Source organism: Nonomuraea aridisoli (assembly GCF_003236395.1).
Classification (GTDB): Bacteria; Actinomycetota; Actinomycetes; order Streptosporangiales; family Streptosporangiaceae; genus Nonomuraea; species Nonomuraea aridisoli.
Genome location: NZ_POUD01000207.1, coordinates 1 through 17,071 on the forward strand (window position 1 = coordinate 1; position 17,071 = coordinate 17,071).

The following is a 17,071-nucleotide window of genomic DNA, read 5'->3' on the forward strand; positions in this document are numbered from 1 at the left end:
GCCCGGAACCCACCCCCTGACCACCCACCGGAACGCCATCCGCCTGCACCGGCCGGCACCCTCGGCGACATCCACCGACCACCCTGGAGGACACCGTGAGTCTGACCGCCGTCTACCGCCTCGGGACCCGAATGTTCTGGCAGGACACCGCCATGCTGTTCGGCACGGTCATCACACCGGTCGCGTTGTCGGTCGGCCTGCCCGCGCTCATGCGGCACCTCACCCCTGGCGGCCTCCCCCTGGCCACGGTGGTCTTCCAGGGCTCGATCGCGCTGCTGCTGGCGATCACCGCGCTCATGAACGTCACGATGACCCTGACCGTCCGCCGCGACCAGCTCGTGCTCAAGCGGCTGCGCTGCACCCGCTTGACGGACACGCAGATCCTCCTGGGCCAGATTGCCGGCACGGCCACGCAGACCTTCGCCCTGATCGTGCTGTGCACGGTGGCCGCGCGGTTGGCCGCAGGCGTCCCGCTGCCCGCGGACCCGCTCGTGTTCGCCGCCGTCACGGCCGCCGGCTCGGTCGTGCTGACGCTGCTCGGCGCGGCGTACACGGCCGCGGTGCCGCGCGCGGAGCTGACGCCCGTCTTCACCATGCCCGTCTTCCTGCTGGCCTGGTTCGCGTCGGGCGCGATGGCGATCCCGCTCCCCTCGTGGCTGGAGACCGCCCTCGGCCTGCTGCCGACCACGGTCGTGGTGGACGCCGTCAGGACCGGCGAGGTGGTGGCGCCGCTCCTGGTCCTGGCCGCCTGGGCCGCCGCCGGGGTGGTCGCGATCCGGCTGTGGTTCCGCTGGGAACCCCGCCGGTCGTAGGCCCCGTCATAATCGGCACTGTGGTCGCCCCCTCCGCCCGACGGCTCGCCATCGGGCTCGTCACGGCCGTGTCCTGCGCGTACACGGCGATCGCGCTGCTCTACTCATTGAACGACCCGCTCCACGGCACGCTGGCGGTGCTCGCGATCCTCGCCGTGGTCACCACCCACCACGTCAACATGCGGGCCGCCCTGCGCGGCGAGCGCCCGGCCCTCCACCCGCTCACGCTCGTGCTGCAGGCGGTCGTCACCTACCTGCCCGATCCGCTGCTGCCAGGGGGCATGTCGGCGGTGAACGCCCCCCTGCTGGCCGGAACGCTGCTGGTGTCGCTGCCGCTGCGCGTGCGCGAGGCGGTCACCAACGTGCTGCGCCACAGCCGGGCCACCACCTGCACGATCACCACCTCGCGGCACGACGGCACGCTCCGGCTGGAGATCGCCAACGACGGCACCCCGGCCGCCGCGGAGCTGGACGCCCTCGGCGGCGGCCTCACGAGCCTGGCCGAACGCGCCGCGCAGGCGGGCGGCTCCTGCAACGCCGCCCCGACCGGCGCCGGGGGCTTCGTCCTGACCATGGAGGTCGCCATGGAGGGGGCGGCGTGATCCGCGTGCTGCTGGCCGAGGACATGCACATGATCCGCGCCGCCCTGACGGCCCTGCTGCGCCTGGAGAACGACATCGAGGTGGTCGCGGAGGTCACCCGCGGCGACGAGATCCTCCCCGCGGCGCTGCGGGTGCGGCCCGACGTCGCGGTTCTCGACATCGACCTGCCGGCCGTGGACGGCATCACCGCCGCCACCGCGCTGCGGGAGCGGTTGCCGTCGTGCCGGGTGCTGGTGCTGACGGCGCTGGGTCAGCCGGGCCACGTCCGCCGGGCGCTGTCGGCCGGCATCGAGGCGTTCCTCCTCAAGGACGCCCCCGGCGACCGGCTGGCGGACGCCGTCCGGCGCACGGCCGCGGGGCTGCGCGTGCTCGACCCGGAGCTGGTCTCGACCGCGATGGAGTACGGCGAGAGCCTCCTGACGCCCAGGGAGTCGACCGTGCTCGGGCAGGCCGCGTCCGGCGCCCCGGCCGAGGAGATCGCCTCCCGCCTCCACCTGTCCCCGGGCACGGTGCGCAACTACCTGACCACGGCCATCGCGAAGACGGGAGCACGCAACAAGATCGACGCCATCCGGATCGCCCAGGACGCCGGCTGGCTGTAGCTCAGATGTCGGTGATGCGCAGCCCGGCGTGCGCCTTGTAGCGGCGGTTCACCGAGATGATGTTGGCGGTGAGCGCCTCGATCTGGTGGGCGTTGCGCAGCCGCCCGCCGAACACCCCGCGCACGCCCGGGATGACCTCGGCCAGCGCCCGCACCGTGTCGGTGGCCTCGCGGTCGTCGCCCAGCACCAGCACGTCGAGGTCGACCTTGTCGACCGCCGGGTCCATCAGCACCACGGCCGACACGTGGTGGAAGGCCGCCACCACCCGGCTGTCCGGCAGCACGGCCGCGGCCTGCTGGGCGGCGCTGCCCTCCTCGACCGCCAGCGCGTACGCGCCCTGCTTGTCGAAGCCGATCGGGTTCACGCAGTCGACCACGATCTTCCCGGCCAGTTCGGCCCGCAACGACTCGAGCAACGCCTTGTGCCCGTCGTACGGCACCGCCACGATCACCAGGTCGGCCGCGGCGGCGACGGCGGCGTTCTCGTCGCCCTCGACGCCGGCCCCGATGGACTCGGCCGCCTCGTGGGCGCGCGGCGCGCGGCGCGACCCGATGAGCACCCGCTGCCCGGCCAGCGCGAACCGCCGTGCCAGCCCCTTGCCCTGGTCTCCCGTGCCGCCGAGGATGCCGATGGAAAGCCCGCTCACGTCTGTCATAGCCTCGATGATGCCAGCCGCGCCGCTCCCCTCAGCGCCCCGGCCCCGCACATCATGCCGAATCACTCTCCCCTCGCGAGTCCGTCAGGCACCATGGAGGCATGGACTCAGGATCGGTGGCCCTGCTGCGCGAGCTCCTGAACGGCAGCGGCTGGCTCGAACGCGCCCGCGAGCTCGGCCTCGCCCTGCGCGCCACCCGGTCCCCCGGCGGCCTGCTGGTGGTGGGCCCGCCCGACGACGAGCCCTGGCACGTGACCGCCCACCTCAGCGACGAGGCCAGGTACGCGGGCCTGCCGCAGCTCACGCCCACTCTGGTGCGCTGGCGGCCGCCCGCCGACGCGCCCGCCCATCTGCGCGTCGGCCTCGACCGTCTGGAGCGCGCCGCGCGCGGCGAGACGCTGTTCGTGCTGACCGAGCAGCAGGCTCCGGTCCCCCTGCTCGAACGCGTCGACGACGCCCGGCGCACGGGCGCGACGATCCTGGCCATCGAGGGTGGCGACCCCGAGCTGGCCGGGCTCGCTCACGACGCCATCGCGGTGCCGAACGGCGGGCCGGTGACGTTCGACGGCGCGCAACACCTGGTGAGCGCGGCGGCCGGCGAGATCGAGCAACGCCCCGGCCTGCGCGAACGGCTGGCCCGCCTGCTGGAGAAGGTGAGCGGCCCGCAGGTCGCCGACTGAGCCGGATGAAGGGCCGCTTACGGGCCGCATCAGTTTTCTTTATTTGCTCTTCAAAGCCACGTCTCCCGACAATGTCCCCCATGGACTTCCTGCTCACCGTGGTCGGCTGGCTCGGCGCCGCCCTCCTCCTCGCCGGCTACGGCCTGGTCTCGTCGTCACGCATGTCGGGCGACGGGCTCACGTACCAGATCATCAACCTCATCGGCTCCGTCAGCTTGATGATCAACAGTGCCTACAGCTCCGCCTGGCCGTCGGTCGGGCTCAACCTCGTCTGGGCCGCCATCGGCATCGTCGCCGTGGTCAAGCTCGTACGCCTGCGGACGAGGGCGGTCGCCGGATGATCGTCGAGCTGAGCCACCGCATCACCGAGGGCATGACCACCTACCCCGGCATCCCCGGCCCCGCTCTGGGCGTCCACCTGAGCAGGGAGGACTCACGCGAGGTGTACGCGCCGGGCACGGAGTTCCACATCGGCGTCATCACGCTGACCGCCAACACCGGCACCTACCTGGACACCCCTCACCACCGCTACGCGGACGGCGACGACCTGGCGCGGGTGGCCATCGACCGGCTGGCCGACCTGCCCGGCCTCGTCGTACGGGCCGCCGGCGGCGAGCGCGCGATCACCGTGGACCGTTCGCTGGACGTGCGGGGCCGCGCCGTGCTGATCCACACGGGCTGGGACCGTCACTTCGGCACGGACGCCTACTTCTCCGGCCACCCCTACCTCGCCCCCGAGTCGGCCGCCTGGCTGGCCGAGCAGGGCGCGGCGCTGGTCGGGATCGACTCGCTGAACATCGACGACACGCCGCCGCGCGGCGAGCGGCCCGCCCACTCGATCCTGCTCGCGGCGGGGATCCCGCTGGTGGAACACCTGACCGGCCTGGCGGCGCTGCCCGACGAGGGCTTCCGCTTCCACGCCGCGCCGCCGATGGTGGCGGGCATGGGCACGTTCCCCGTCAGGGCGTACGCCGTCGTGCCGTAGTCAGTCCTCGTCCTGGTCCGCTTCCTCCCAGGCCTTGTTGCGGTCGGCGGCGCGCTGCAGCGCCCCGGCCGCCTCCTGCTCCGTGGAGTAGGGGCCCATCCGGTCCTTGTTGGGGCAGCCCTTCTCGGGCTCGACGCGCATGTGCTTGAGACAGAACCACCACTGGCCTTCGCTCACGTGGTCAATTCTGCCCCGTAGACTCAGGTTTCATGACGACACTGCTCCAGCCAGGGCGAGTTTCGCCCATGCGAAAGGTCCCCGCCCACATCGAGCGGCCGGAGTACGTCGGCAAGAAGCGCCCCAGGACCGGCGAGTCCGACGTGAAGAGCCCCGAGACGATCGAGCGCATGCGCGTGGCCGGCAAGATCGCCGGCCAGGCGCTCGAAGAGGTCGCCAAGCACATCCGGCCGGGCGTCACGACCGACGAACTCGACAGGATCGGCCACGAGTTCCTCATCGACCACGGCGCCTATCCCAGCACGCTGGGCTACAAGGGCTACCCCAAGTCGCTGTGCACGTCGATCAACGAGGTCATCTGCCACGGCATCCCCGACGACACGGTGCTGCGCGACGGCGACATCGTCAACATCGACATCACCGCCTACATCGGCGGCGTCCACGGCGACACCGACGCGACCTACCTCGTGGGCGAGGTGGACGAGGAGTCGCGGCTGCTGGTCGAGCGCACGCGCGAGGCGATGATGCGCGCCATCAAGGCCGTCGCCCCCGGCCGCCAGCTCAACGTCGTGGGCCGCGTCATCGAGGCGTACGCCAAACGTTTCGGCTACGGCGTCGTGCGGGACTTCACCGGCCACGGCATCGGCACGACGTTCCACTCCGGCCTGATGGTGCCCCACTACGACGACCCGTCGCTGCGGGTGGAGCTGGTGCCGGGCATGACGTTCACCATCGAGCCGATGCTCACGCTGGGCACGATCGAGTACGACATCTGGCCCGACAAGTGGACGGCGGTCACGAAGGACCGCAAGCGCACGGCGCAGTTCGAGCACACGATCGTGGTCACCGAGACGGGCAGCGAGATCCTCACGCTGCCCTGACCCGGCGGCTCATCCGGGGCAGGTCACTCGTGGTGGGGCACCGCGCCGCTCACGGTCGTGCCCTGCCCGAGCACGCTGTTGACCGAGAGCGTCCCGCCGATCTCGGCGAACGCGGCCCTCATGCGCGCGATGCCCCGCGCCGGCCCCGCCGCGAGGAAGCCGCGGCCGTTGTCGCTGACGGTCATGCGCAACCCCTTCTTGCCGGCCGTCACGGCGATGGAGACCGTCCGCGCCCCGCTGTGCCGCTCGACGTTGGACAGCGCCTCGTGGAGCACGGTCATCACGGCGCCGGAGACGGGCGAGGGCACGTCGGTCCGGGGCAGCGCCCAGGTCTCGACCGCGATGCCCGTCCGCTCCGACCACTCGGCGAGGCAGCTCTCCAGCTCCTCCACCAGGCTCTGCCCCCCGCGCATGCGTGTCTCTTCCGCCAACTGGATCTCGCCTTCCTTGGCACCCGAGCCCACGCCGGTCCCCACTCCGGCGCACCCAACGTCGCGGTGCGCATCCCCCCTCAAGGCCTACGCACGCTAACTGATGGGGTTATGCCCGTCTCCCCTGTGAGAAAGGCTACCCGTCACGCCCAGGGACTTGTAGTCGGAAGGTGCAAGCACGATTCCCGAAACGCTACTCGCCCTTGTCAGCGCGGTTGAGTTTGGCGAGGTAGTCGTTGTAGGAGTCGAGCTCGGGATCTCCGGCTCCGGTGCGGTCGGCCCGGCGGTCGGCCCGCTTCGCCTGCCGGTCGTCGTCGCGGTACCACTGCACGGCGATGGCCAGCAGCACCATGAGGGTCGGGATCTCGCCGAACCCCCACGCGATGGCCCCGCCGTCGCGCTGGGTCTGCAGCAGCGTGTCGCCCCAGGTGCGGCCGAGCTGCTCGTACCAGCCCTGGGCGATGGGCGAGCCCATCATCATCAGCGCGATGCCGAAGAAGGCGTGGAACGGCATCGTGACGAAGAGCATCAGCAGCCGGCCGACGTGCGGCAGGCGGTTGGGCCCCGGGTCGACGCCGATGATCACCCAGAAGAACAGGCATCCGCTGAGCAGGAAGTGCAGGGTCATCGCGATGTGGCCGAGGTGCTCGTTCATCGCCGACTCGAACAGCGGCGTGAAGTAGAGCGCGTACGTGGAGGCCACGAAGATGACCGTGGCGACCACGGGATGCGTGATGACCTTGGTGAACCGGCTGTGCAGGATGGTGACGACCCACTCGCGCGGCCCCCGGTCGCCCCTCCTGGCCGCGGGCTTGAGCGCGCGCAGCGCCAGCGTGACGGGACCGCCGAGGACGAGGAAGATCGGCACGACCATCGACAGCGTCATGTGCTCGACCATGTGGACGTCGAACATGACCTTGGCGTAGCGCGCGAGCCCGCTCTGGGTGCAGAACACCAGGATCGCCACGCCGGCGAACCAGGACGCGGTGCGGCCGACCGGCCAGCGGTCGCCGCGCCGCCGCAGCCGGAGCACGCCGAGCAGGTAGAGCATGGCCAGCACGCCGGCGACCGCGGCGAAGAACAGGTCGAACCACCACAGCGTCAGCATGTTGCCGATCGAGAACTCGGGCGGCATCGGGAAGCCGAGCAGTTCGTAGGCCCGGTCGGCGGGGACGCTGAAGACGGGCGGCGGCGTGCGCGACAGCGCCACGGCCACGCCCACGGTGGCGGCCATGAGCAGCAACTCGCCGCCCGCCAGCCGGGTGAACGCCCGCGGCTTACCGCCTTCGAGGTCGACGAGGGTGCGCTGCCGGTGCCAGTAGCCGACGTAGCCGAGCAGCACGAACGCCACGATCTTGATCACGGCGAGCACGCCGTACTCGGAGGTCCACAGGTCGGACAGCGCGCCGAGGCGGGCCACCAGGCTGAACACCCCGGACAGCCCGACCGCGGCGTAACACCACAGCGCCATCCGGGAGAAGCGGGCCGCGGCCACCTCCAGCTGCGGCCGCCGGAGCACGGCGTGGACGGCCAGCACGCCGAGCCCGCCGACCCACAGGGCGATCGAGAGCAGGTGGAGCGAGACCGACGAGGTGGCCAGGTCGTGGTTGGGCGAGGAGGAGGTGTGGCCGGTGAGCGGCGCGGGCAGCAGCGTCACCAACGCGAACACCAGCAGCCCCGCCGCGGCCCCGGCGGTGATGGCGCCGCGCGAGAACAGCGCGATCGCCACCCCGAACAGCACCACGAGCGTCAGGGCGACGCCCTGGGTGGTCTGGGTGGCGTAGCTGGTCAGGATCGCGCCGTCGAGAATCTGCGGCACCGTGCGGCCGATGGAGTCGGCGGCGCCGAAGACGATGGCCAGGAACGCGCCGCCGGCCCAGGTCAGCGCGGCCCACGAGGCGGCCTTGACGTAGGACAGGCCGCCGGCGCCGAGCACGCCCTTGTCGTTGGGCAGCAGCATGGCGGCCATGAGCAGCAGGCCGACGGTGACCAGGCCCGCGGCGTCCATGAGGAGCTTGGACATCGGCAGGCCCCATCGGACGACCACGCCGGCGTCGGGCAGGCCCGGGATGATCCTGGGGAACGCGCTGCCTCCGGCGATCATGCCGAGGGCCAGCGCGACGACGGCGGCGAGCGCGCCGGCGATGCTGAGACGAGCGGCGCGGCTCACGGCTTGCTTCTTCTCGCGCTCAGCAGGAACCCGACGCCGATGCCGATCAGCGCGCCGACGACGATGATCAGCCACACGGGGAAGGTGACCCCCTCGTCGGCCGCCGCCTCGTCGGCGGCCAGGCTCGCGGCGGCGGCGGCCGGTGTCGGCGGGCCGGAGCTCGCCGGCGGGGCGGCGTCGCCGCTCGCCGAGGCGGCCGGCTCGGCCGGGGCGCTCGCGGACTCCGTCGCGCTCGGGGTGGGGGTCGGCGCGCCCTTCACCCGGAAGGGGATCTCTCCCTCGATCGGGTGGCCGTCGGACGACACGACGCGGTAGGCGATCGTGTAGCGCCCGTCGGGCAGCGGCCCGGCGACGGCCTGGGTCACGACCGCGCCGTCGGCCTCGGGCTCGCCGCTCTCGTGCTGGGCGTCGCCCTCGCCCCGCACGATGACGAACGGCATGCGGACCTTGCCGGTGAACTCGAGCTTGACCTCGTCGAGCGACTCGACCGTGGCGCCCTTGGCCGGCGAGCTGCTCTTGAGCGCGTCGTGCGCCAGCGCCGGCGCGGCGGTGGCGATCACCAGCAGGGCGGCGAGAATCGCGGTGAGTGCCGCGAGCGGGGAAGTCTTCATGGCACCCCCAAGGCTACCGAGGCCACCGCCCGGTCCGAACCCCCCTACAACCCCGCGCAGGACAGCGCGCGCTGGTAGGCGTCGACGGCCCCGTCGGCGTCGCCGAGTTGCTCCAGCGTCTCGGCGGTGGCGTACCAGGTGGAGGCCGAACGGCGGGAGTCGGGCAGCGGCGTGAGCCAGTCGCGGACGGACGCCACGTGGGCGGCGGCCTCATCGGTGCGGCCGATGGCGCCGTAGATGCGGCCGAGCAGCAGGTGGGCCTCGGCGCCCAGCACGTGGCCGAACTCGGGGACCAGCTCCATGCCGGCCTTGGCGTGCTCGGCGGCCTCGGCGAGGTCGCCCGTCATGTACTCGGCGCAGGCCAGATCGACGCGGACGCGGGCGCGGTCGACCTGGCTCACGGAGGTCTGGTCGAGCTCGTCGATCGACGCGCGCAGGGCGTCGCGCACGGCCTCCGCCTCCTCCGGCCTGGCCCGCAGCCGCCGCTGCTGCATCGCGGCGCGCGTGCGGGCGACGCTGCGCGGCTCCCCGGTCTCGATCTGCACCGCCGTGGCGCGTTCGACGAAGGACAGCGCCTCCTGGCTGTGGCCGGTGGCGTGGGCGACGGCGGAGGCGTTCCAGTTGGCGGCGACGATCGCGCGCGGCGTGCCGAGCGCGTCGGCGGCGTTGAGCAGCTCGGCCGCGAACTGGCGGGCGCGCAGCAGGTCGCCGCGGAGCACGTAGGCCCCGAGCAGGGTGGCGGCCAGCTCGACCAGCGAGTCGCTCCACGGCATGCGGGCGTCGCCGGCCAGCATCTGCTCGCCGACCTCGACCGCCTCGCTCAGCCGCTCGCTGTCGCGGTAGGCGCGGCAGAGCACCATGGCCACCTCGACGCGGCGGTCGGCGGGCATCTCCTCCTCGCGCAGCTTGAGGAGGATGGAGATCGCCTGATCGAGATCACCGCACGCTTCGTGGGCGAGCGCAAGCCCGAATTCTGTATCTTGACGAAGAGACGTCAACCCTGTCAGGTTGTTGTTCGCCAGCAACTCGGTGAAGCGAGTGCGGGCTTCCCTGACCTCACCGTTCTCAAGGGCCAGCCGCGCGTAGCCGAGGGCCAGCTCGATGTCCTCCATCTGCTCCGCGGTGACGCCGTTGACCAGGTAGGACAGCGAGCAGTCCAGTTTTTGCGCCAAAAGCTCGAGAACGGCCCCTGTCGGGGTACGCTTGCCACTCTCGATCAACGAGACGTAACTGTCCGACAGCTCGGGGTGCGCAAGCTGTGCCTGGGAGAGGCCGCGTTGCCGTCGAACCGTTTTGATGCGGAGTCCGACCTGGTCAGAAGTGGTCACAGTCGTCGCTCCCTGAGAAGATGATGTCCGAGCAACCCCACAAGGCGAGGGAGAACCCCCAATGCGCATGCGTTTTGCCCTGTCCGCTCTGATCGCCGCCCTTGCTGTCGCGGTGACCGTCGGAGCCAATGCTACGGCCGCCGGCGCCACTACGTCGCCCGCCTACCAGACGTTGGACGACTGGCTCTGCTGCTGAGTTCCATCCCGGCGAAGAGGGGGCGCGCCCGGCATACGACGCCGCATCGTCGTACCGGGTCGCGCCCCCTCTTCGCCGGGCAGGTCATCGGGGCGGCCCCGTGTCTCTCAGGGCCAGGAAGAAGTCGACCCTGTCGGCCATCGTCGACAGGTTTCTGCCGGTCAGCTCCTCGATCCGCCGGATGCGATAGCGCACGGTGTTGACGTGCACGTGGAGCTGCTCGGCGCACGCGTGCCACGATCCCGCGCAGTCCAGGAAGACGCCGAGCGTGCGCACCAGGTCGGACTGGTGGCGGCGGTCGTAGTCGAGCAGCGGTGACAGCAGCCGGTCCGCGAACGACCTGCGCACGTCGCCCGGCACGGTGGCCAGCAGCAGCGCGTGCGTGTAGATCTCGTCGCTGGTCACCACTCCCCCGCCCCGCGCCTCGGCCAGCCGCCGCGCGTGGCCGGACTCCTCGACGCCGCCCTTGAGCGCGGCCGCGCCGGTCAGCGCGCCGCTCAGCCCGACGCACAGGCGGGTGTCGGGCAGCACGGACAGCACCTCGGCCCCCGCGCGCAGCCGCTCGGCCAGCTCGCCGGTGCCGCTCCCGCGCAGCGGCACGACGGCCACCGCGCCGTCGGCGCCGGCCGCCGCGACGACCTCGCGGCCGAGCAGCTCCTCCACGATCTGACCGCCGAGTGTGGCGGGGTCGGGCCCGCGGGTGGCGCCCGGTCGCGGGGCGGTGGCGCTGACGATCGCGTACGGCTCCGCCGCCCCGACCCCGCACGTGCGCAGCCGGGCGTTGAGCTCGGCCACGTCGGCCTCGGCGCCGGGGCCCGCCAGCGCGGCCACGACGAGCTGCTCGATCAGCCGGCGCTCGACCCGGCGGCCCTCCTCCGTGCGGCTGCGTTCGAGGCCCACGCAGGCGGCCAGCTCGTAGCCGAGGTCGGCCCGGTCCATCAGGTCGCCCTCGCAGGCGAGGACCCATCCGGCGGCGCGGTGGCCGCGGCCGACCGCGAAGATCGTGTGCTCGCCGGCCAGGACCGGCAGCCGCGGGGCCGTCAGGTACGCCTGCGCCAGGCGTACGGGATCGCCTGCCGCGCCGACGATCACCTCGCCCGAGGCGGACAGCACCGCGCCGGTGACGCCCAGCTCGGCGGTGATCAGCTCGAACACCCCGCGCAGGCCCGCGCCCTCGGCGACGGCGGCGACCAGGCGGCGGTGACGCCCGAGCGCGTCGCGCACGCCGGCCGCGAGCAACGGCACGACCCGCTCGGCGATCGTGCGGAACGACACCTCGGTCGGCACCTCGAGCAGCGGCAGCCCGGTCGCCCGGCACGCTGCCACCAGGTCGTCCGGCACGTGGCCGAGCCACGCCTGCCCGGCCCCGAGCGCGGCCACGCCGGCCTCGGCCAGCGCGGCCACGAAGCGCTCCGAGTCTTGGGGGGCCTGCCGCCACAGCAGGCCGGTCAGGACCAGCTCGCCGCCGCCGAGGTAACGCCCCGGCTCGGGCAGGTCGGTGATGTGCACGCCGCTGAACTCGCGGCCCGGGTCTCCGGCGAGCAGGGTGAGGCGGAGATCCTCGATGGCGAGCAGGTCGGATATCCGCACTTGGAGGAATATACAAGCCCGGCAGGGCAACCGCTGACCCGGATTTCACGCCGGACGCATAGGAGGTCGCCGGGCCGCGATGCTCTACTCGGAGGATGACGGAGACGGTGCCGCCGCCGGCGGTGACGGAGCAGGGCCTCGGCACGAGCGCCCGCCGGCCCGACGCCACGCTGAAGGTGACGGGCGAGTTCGCCTACGCCTCCGACCTGTGGCTGGAGGGCATGGTGTGGGGGGTGACGCTGCGCAGCCCGCACCCGTCGGCGTGGATCCGCTCGATCGACGCGGGCCCGGCGCTGGCGATGCCGGGCGTGCTGGCCGTCCTGACGCACGAGGACGTGCCGGGCGCGAAGTTCTACGGCCTCGATCTGAAGGACCAGCCGGTGCTCGCCATCGATCAGGTCCGCTACCAGGGTGAGCCGGTGGCGGTGGTGGCGGCCGACCATCCGGAGACGGCCCGGCGCGCGGCCGCCGCCGTCGTGGTGGACTACGAGCTCCGCGAGGCCGTGACCGACCCCCGCAAGTCCCGCGACGTCGTCAGGCGGCAGCCGGTGCGCCGGGGTGACACGTTCGAGGCCGAGGTCGTCGTCACCGGCGAGTACGAGGTCGGCATGCAGGACCAGGCTCCGCTCGGCCCGGAGTCGGGCCTGGCCGTGCCGGCCGAGGACGGCGGCGTCGACCTGTACGCCGCCACGCAGTGGCTGCACGTGGACCGCGACCAGATCGCCCCCTGCCTGGGCCTGCCGCCGGAGAAGGTCCGCCTCACGCTGGCCGGCGTCGGCGGCGCCTTCGGGGCCCGCGAGGACCTGTCGATGCAGATCCACGCCTGCATGCTGGCCCTGCGCCTGGACCGGCCGGTCAAGATGGTCTACGGCCGCGAGGAGTCGTTCTTCGGCCACGTGCACCGCCACCCCGCCCGGATGCGCTACGAGCACGGCGCCACCCGCGACGGCCGGCTCGTCTACGTCCGGGCCGAGATCCTGCTGGACGGCGGCGCGTACTGCTCCTCCACCCCGGCCGTGGTGGGCAACGCCGCCTCGCTGGGCGCGGGGCCGTACGAGGTGCCGAACGTGCACGTGGACGCGACGGGCGTGTACACCAACAACCCGCCCTGCGGGGCGATGCGCGGGTTCGGGGCGGTGCAGGCGTGTTACGCGTACGAGTCGCAGATGGACCGGCTGGCCGAGGCGTGCGGCCTGTCGCCGGTCGAGATCCGGCTGCGCAACGCCGTCTCGCAGGGCTCCCGGCTGGCCACCGGCCAGGTGATCGACTCCCCGGCGCCGCTCGCCGAGATGGTGCGGGAGCTCGCGTCCATGCCCCTCCCCGCGCCGCCCTCCGGTGAGCGCGACCTGCGTACGCTGCCGGGCGGGGTCTCGCAGACCACTCACGGCGAGTCCGTGCGCCGCGGCGTCGGCTACGGCGTGGGGATCAAGAACATCTGCTTCTCCGAGGGCTTCGACGACTACTCCACGGCCCGGGTGCGCGCCGAGCTCGCCGGCGGCGAGCCGCGTGTCACCGTGCACACCGCGGCGGCCGAGGTCGGCCAGGGGCTGGTGACGCTCCAGGCCCAGATCGCCCGCACGGAGCTCGGCATCGACGACGTCACCGTGGCCGCCGCCGACACCTCGGTCGGCTCGGCGGGCTCGTCGTCGGCCTCGCGGCAGTCGTACGTGACGGGCGGGGCGGTGAAGGCCGCCTGCGAGGCCGTGCGCGAGCGGTTCCGCGGGCTGCCGCCGCGGGAGGCGCTGGCCAGGTTCGGGCCGATCGAGGAGACCCGCGTGTACCGGCACCGGCCGACGTACCCGATGGATCCGGACACCGGGCAGGGCGACTCCCACACGCAGCTCGCCCTGTGCGTGCACCGGGCGGTCGTGGACGTGGACGTGGAGCTCGGGCTGGTCAAGGTGGTGGAGCTGGCGGCCGTGCAGGACGTCGGGCGCGTACTGAACCCGCAGGCGCTGGAGGGTCAGATCCACGGCGGCTCCGCCCAGGGGCTCGGCCTGGCGCTGATGGAGGAGATCCAGGTCCGCGACGGGCAGGTGCTGAACCCGTCGTTCACCGACTACCTGATCCCCACCATCCTCGACATGCCGCCCATGCAGCTGAAAATCGTGGAATTTCCGGACCCGGCGGCTCCGTATGGATTGCGCGGCGCCGGCGAGCCTCCCACGCTCTCCTCCACCCCCGCCATCGCCGCCGCCGTGCGCGCGGCGACGGGGCTCCGGTTGACTCGTGTTCCGATCAGGCCGGAAGATATCGCCTTGTCCGATAGCGGTATGACAGAGGGGGCATCCGATGGCGAACGCGCGTGAGGCGGCCGAGGCGGAGTTCAAGCGCTTCGACACTGACGGCGACGGCCTGCTGACCGCCGACGAGATCAGGAAGGCCAACGACGCGCTGGGCGGGCAGGGCGCCTCCGAGAGCGAGATCGAGGCGTTCATCGCCTCGGCAGACAGCGACGGCGACGGCACAATCAAGCTGGAGGAGTTCGTCGCGCTCGTGGGCCACGGGCGGCACGAGAGCGCGTGATCTTGACCCCCGCCGGGTAGGTGGCCGACATTCCCCCTGATCAACGAGGGGGATGTCGGTGCTCGACAGGTTTTTCGAGCTCACCGGGCGGGGGACCACCGTCGGGCGCGAGGTGCGGGGCGGCCTCACCACGTTCGTCGCGATGGCCTACATCATCCTGCTCAACCCGATCATCCTCGCCGGCGCGGAGGACGTCACCGGCGCGCGGTTGTCGATCGCCGAGCTGACCACGTCCACGGCGCTGGCCGCGGCCATCTCCACGCTGCTCATGGCCGTCGTCGGCAACGCGCCGTTCGGCCTGGCGGCCGGGCTCGGGCTCAACGCCGTGGTCGCCTACCAGGCCGCCCCGTTCATGACGTGGGCCGAGGCCATGGGGCTGGTGGTGCTCGAAGGCGTCGTCATCATCCTGCTCGCCGTGTCGGGGCTGCGCACCCTGATCATGAACGCCATCCCGCTGGCGCTCAAGCACGCGATCAGCGTGGGGATCGGGATGTTCGTCGCGCTGATCGGGCTCGTGGACGCGGGCTTCGTCGCGCGCGGCACCGGCACACCGGTACAGCTCGGCGCGACCGGTCACCTCACGGGCTGGCCGGTCGCGATGTTCTGCTTCGGCCTGCTGCTGATGATCCTGCTGTTCGTCCGCAGGGTGCCGGGCGCCATCCTGATCAGCATCGTGATCACGGCGGCGCTGTCCATCCTGGTGAACACGCTGGCCAGGGTCGAGCCCGGCGCGTGGGGCGTGGTGACCCCGCGGGTGCCGGAGGCGCTGGTCTCCGTGCCGCACTTCGGCCTGCTGGGCGAGTTCGACCTGTTCGGCGGGTTCGCCCGGGCGGGGGCGCTCACCGCGACCGTGGTGCTGTTCACGCTGGTGTTGTCGGGGTTCTTCGACGCGATGGGCACCATCATCGGCGTCAGCGACGAGGCCGGGCTCGTCGACGAGCGCGGCCGGGTGCCCCGCCTGGGCCGGATCCTGACCGTGGACGGCGTCGGCGGCGTGGTCGGCGGCGTGGCCAGCTCCTCGGCCAACACGGTCTTCGTCGAGTCGGCGGCCGGGGTCGGCGAGGGCGCCCGCACCGGACTGGCGAGCCTGGTGACCGGCGCGCTGCTGAGGGTGACCCTGCTGTTCACGCCGCTGGCCGGGGTGGTGCCCGCCGCCGCGGCGGCACCGGCGCTGGTGCTCGTCGGGGCCCTCATGATGATGCAGAGCAGGAACGTGCCCTGGCACGACCTCGACCTCGCGGTGCCGGCGTTCCTGACGATCGCGCTCATGCCGTTCACGTACTCGATCACGAACGGCGTGGGGGCCGGGGTGATCACCTACACGCTGATCAAGGCGGCCAAGGGGCGGTTCGCCGAGATCCCGTGGTTGTTGTGGGTGGTCTCGCTGGTCTTCCTGGCGTACTTCGGCATCGACTTCCTGGAGCAGGTGTTCACCTAGGCGGTCGCATCAGGTGGAGGTCGTCGCCCCAGGCGTCCAGCACCGCGCCGTGCCCGGCGCGCCGGGCCACCGGCTCGACCTGGGCGAAGAGGGCGCGTTGCAGGGGCACCTCCGCCGTGGTCGCGATGCGCTCCACCGTGTCCAGCAGCGCGCGGGTGTCCCAGCCGGGCAGCGGACGCCGGGCGAGCTCCCATTCCAGGTACCTGTTGTAGGGGCGGGGCCGGCGGTCGAGGGCGAAGAGCAGCTCCAGCAGGAACCTGACGCTGTCGGCGGCGTCGAGGCGGGCGGCGAGCGCATGCCCGTCACGGTCGTTCTTGACCGAACGGTAGAGCGCGTTGGCGTAGGCGTCGAGCCACTCGGCGCAGTCCCGGAACGCCTCACCGGCGTCGAGCCGCGCCTTCGCGGCCAGGATCTCCGCGATGCCCCCGCCGAGTCGGTCGAGCACGACCTTGGCGCGGGCGAGCGCGTAACGCTCGAAGCCCGGCATTCCGGCCGCACGGAACTCGGTGAGAGAAACGAGGACCAGGTCGAGTTCGGCGGTGCGGTGACCGGTGAACCGGGTCAGCTCCGTCACCGCGCCATCGGCGAGGACGACGTAGAGGTCGTGATCGGAATGCTCGGTGACCATGCCGTCATGGGCCTGGGACCCCTTCAGCACGAGCCCGACGACGGCTGGGTCGGCGCCGGCGAGTTCGACGAACGTGTGATAGTTGAGCGGCCGCTGCGTGGGCATCGCACGATCTCCGGTGTGGTGGTGACGGAAACGCCTGAACAGGCGACCCCTCGCCCGGAGCCGCCCCCATCATCCGCGACGGCACTCGTCCGCCGCCCGAAGCCTCAACGCACACCCGAACCCTACCCCCGGCCGGGCCTGGTGAGGGGCCCGCGAACCTCGCCCCCCGACCCTCGGCCGCGCGGTGGCAGGGGCTCCACAACGGACAAGCGCAACCGGTCAGAGGCGTGCCGGCCCGTGGCGCGAGGTCGTGAGTCGGAAGCGGGCCTTGGTGAGGGTGGGCGTTCTAGCGGATGTCGGCGCTGTTGCAGGCGACGCCGTTGCGGTCCAGGTCGGGGTACCACGAGTACTCCTCGTGGGTGCCCTGGTAGTAGGGGCCGCCGTCGCCGGCTGCCACCGCTTCCTTGCAGGAGGCGTAGCGCTTGTCGGGGACGCGGCCGACGCCGGTGGCGCCTGGCCGGCCCGTGCCGGTTCCACCGGGGGTGCCGGTTCCGGTGCCGGTGCCGGTGCCGGTGCCCGTGCCGGTTCCGGTTCCGGTGCTGCCTGTGCCACCGGTGCCGACCGGTGCGCCTGTGTTTCCGACGCCGGGGGTGCCGGTGGTGCCCGTGCCGCCGGTGGTGGTGCCGCCGGTGGTGCCCGGTGAGGGGGTGGTCG

19 protein-coding genes are annotated in these 17,071 nt (G+C 72.4%); 10 read left to right on the forward strand and 9 right to left on the reverse strand.

Annotated elements, in window-relative coordinates; translation table 11 throughout:
* The first annotated feature begins 95 nt into the window (after nt 1-95).
* From C1J01_RS34630 to C1J01_RS34640, 3 genes are read left to right on the forward strand one after another with little or no spacing between them, the layout of a single operon-like run.
* Nucleotides 96-812, forward strand: a complete 717-nt coding sequence (locus C1J01_RS34630) for an ABC transporter permease (protein WP_146615829.1) — start codon at nt 96-98, stop codon at nt 810-812.
* A gap of 20 nt (nt 813-832) precedes the next feature.
* The gene (locus tag C1J01_RS34635) at nt 833-1,414 is read left to right on the forward strand and encodes an ATP-binding protein (RefSeq protein WP_111183187.1); all 582 of its coding nucleotides are present in this window, start codon (nt 833-835) and stop codon (nt 1,412-1,414) included.
* Nucleotides 1,411-2,016 (forward strand): response regulator transcription factor, encoded by a 606-nt coding sequence (locus C1J01_RS34640; RefSeq protein ID WP_111183188.1) that lies wholly within the window; start codon nt 1,411-1,413, stop codon nt 2,014-2,016. The genes C1J01_RS34635 and C1J01_RS34640 overlap by 4 nt, the downstream gene beginning before the upstream one ends.
* A gap of 1 nt (nt 2,017) precedes the next feature.
* Here the strand turns inward: C1J01_RS34640 and npdG are convergent, their stop codons facing one another.
* The gene (gene npdG / locus C1J01_RS34645; RefSeq protein ID WP_111183189.1) at nt 2,018-2,671 is read right to left on the reverse strand and encodes an NADPH-dependent F420 reductase; all 654 of its coding nucleotides are present in this window, start codon (nt 2,669-2,671) and stop codon (nt 2,018-2,020) included.
* 101 nt (nt 2,672-2,772) lie between these two features.
* Here npdG and C1J01_RS34650 point away from each other — a divergent pair, with 101 nt between their 5' ends.
* From C1J01_RS34650 to C1J01_RS34660, 3 genes are all read left to right on the forward strand, one after another.
* On the forward strand, nt 2,773-3,351 hold the full coding sequence (locus C1J01_RS34650; protein ID WP_111183190.1) for a hypothetical protein: 579 nt from the start codon (nt 2,773-2,775) through the stop codon (nt 3,349-3,351).
* A gap of 80 nt (nt 3,352-3,431) precedes the next feature.
* On the forward strand, nt 3,432-3,692 hold the full coding sequence (locus C1J01_RS34655) for a CBU_0592 family membrane protein (protein ID WP_111183191.1): 261 nt from the start codon (nt 3,432-3,434) through the stop codon (nt 3,690-3,692).
* Nucleotides 3,689-4,336: a cyclase family protein gene (locus C1J01_RS34660; RefSeq protein WP_111183192.1), complete on the forward strand. Its 648-nt coding sequence runs from the start codon at nt 3,689-3,691 to the stop codon at nt 4,334-4,336. The genes C1J01_RS34655 and C1J01_RS34660 overlap by 4 nt, the downstream gene beginning before the upstream one ends.
* Here C1J01_RS34660 and C1J01_RS50340 read toward each other — a convergent pair whose 3' ends face one another.
* Nucleotides 4,337-4,513 (reverse strand): hypothetical protein, encoded by a 177-nt coding sequence (locus C1J01_RS50340; protein WP_181449121.1) that lies wholly within the window; start codon nt 4,511-4,513, stop codon nt 4,337-4,339. It abuts the gene before it with no gap.
* A 32-nt stretch (nt 4,514-4,545) separates the two neighbouring features.
* Here C1J01_RS50340 and map point away from each other — a divergent pair, with 32 nt between their 5' ends.
* A complete protein-coding gene (gene map, locus C1J01_RS34665) occupies nt 4,546-5,394 on the forward strand; it encodes a type I methionyl aminopeptidase (RefSeq protein WP_111183193.1) in 849 nt (282 codons plus the stop codon).
* 23 nt (nt 5,395-5,417) lie between these two features.
* Here the strand turns inward: map and C1J01_RS34670 are convergent, their stop codons facing one another.
* The 5 genes from C1J01_RS34670 to C1J01_RS34690 all read right to left on the reverse strand — a co-directional run bounded on the left by C1J01_RS34670 (nt 5,418) and on the right by C1J01_RS34690 (nt 11,720).
* Nucleotides 5,418-5,807 carry a sensor histidine kinase gene (locus tag C1J01_RS34670; RefSeq protein ID WP_146615830.1) on the reverse strand — a complete coding sequence of 130 codons (390 nt, stop codon included), beginning with the start codon at nt 5,805-5,807 and terminating at the stop codon, nt 5,418-5,420.
* Between the two features lie 211 nt (nt 5,808-6,018).
* Nucleotides 6,019-7,995, reverse strand: a complete 1,977-nt coding sequence (locus C1J01_RS34675) for a bifunctional copper resistance protein CopD/cytochrome c oxidase assembly protein (RefSeq protein WP_111183195.1) — start codon at nt 7,993-7,995, stop codon at nt 6,019-6,021.
* Nucleotides 7,992-8,606 (reverse strand): copper resistance CopC family protein, encoded by a 615-nt coding sequence (locus C1J01_RS34680; RefSeq protein ID WP_111183196.1) that lies wholly within the window; start codon nt 8,604-8,606, stop codon nt 7,992-7,994. Before C1J01_RS34680 ends, C1J01_RS34675 begins: the two co-directional genes overlap by 4 nt.
* A 44-nt stretch (nt 8,607-8,650) precedes the next feature.
* Nucleotides 8,651-9,934 (reverse strand): helix-turn-helix domain-containing protein, encoded by a 1,284-nt coding sequence (locus C1J01_RS34685; protein WP_111183197.1) that lies wholly within the window; start codon nt 9,932-9,934, stop codon nt 8,651-8,653.
* Nucleotides 9,935-10,214: 280 nt separating this feature from the next.
* Nucleotides 10,215-11,720 (reverse strand): PucR family transcriptional regulator, encoded by a 1,506-nt coding sequence (locus C1J01_RS34690; RefSeq protein WP_111183198.1) that lies wholly within the window; start codon nt 11,718-11,720, stop codon nt 10,215-10,217.
* Nucleotides 11,721-11,815: 95 nt separating this feature from the next.
* On the opposite strand from C1J01_RS34690, the gene C1J01_RS34695 reads away from it, so the two are divergent.
* Genes C1J01_RS34695 through C1J01_RS34705 form a run of 3 tightly spaced genes read left to right on the forward strand, consistent with a single transcriptional unit; the run spans nt 11,816 to nt 15,684 of the window.
* Complete coding sequence (locus C1J01_RS34695; RefSeq protein WP_111183199.1) at nt 11,816-14,029, forward strand: molybdopterin cofactor-binding domain-containing protein; 2,214 nt, start codon at nt 11,816-11,818, stop codon at nt 14,027-14,029.
* A complete protein-coding gene (locus tag C1J01_RS34700) occupies nt 14,013-14,246 on the forward strand; it encodes an EF-hand domain-containing protein (RefSeq protein WP_111183200.1) in 234 nt (77 codons plus the stop codon). Before C1J01_RS34695 ends, C1J01_RS34700 begins: the two co-directional genes overlap by 17 nt.
* A gap of 52 nt (nt 14,247-14,298) precedes the next feature.
* Nucleotides 14,299-15,684 (forward strand): NCS2 family permease, encoded by a 1,386-nt coding sequence (locus C1J01_RS34705; protein ID WP_111183201.1) that lies wholly within the window; start codon nt 14,299-14,301, stop codon nt 15,682-15,684.
* Here C1J01_RS34705 and C1J01_RS34710 read toward each other — a convergent pair.
* Entirely contained in the window at nt 15,677-16,417 is a 741-nt protein-coding gene (locus C1J01_RS34710) for a hypothetical protein (RefSeq protein WP_111183202.1), read from the reverse strand. The two genes, C1J01_RS34705 and C1J01_RS34710, sit on opposite strands and share 8 nt — an antisense overlap.
* A gap of 286 nt (nt 16,418-16,703) precedes the next feature.
* The coding region (locus C1J01_RS34715) for an excalibur calcium-binding domain-containing protein (protein ID WP_146615831.1) at nt 16,704-17,071 on the reverse strand (368 nt) is incomplete at its 5' end.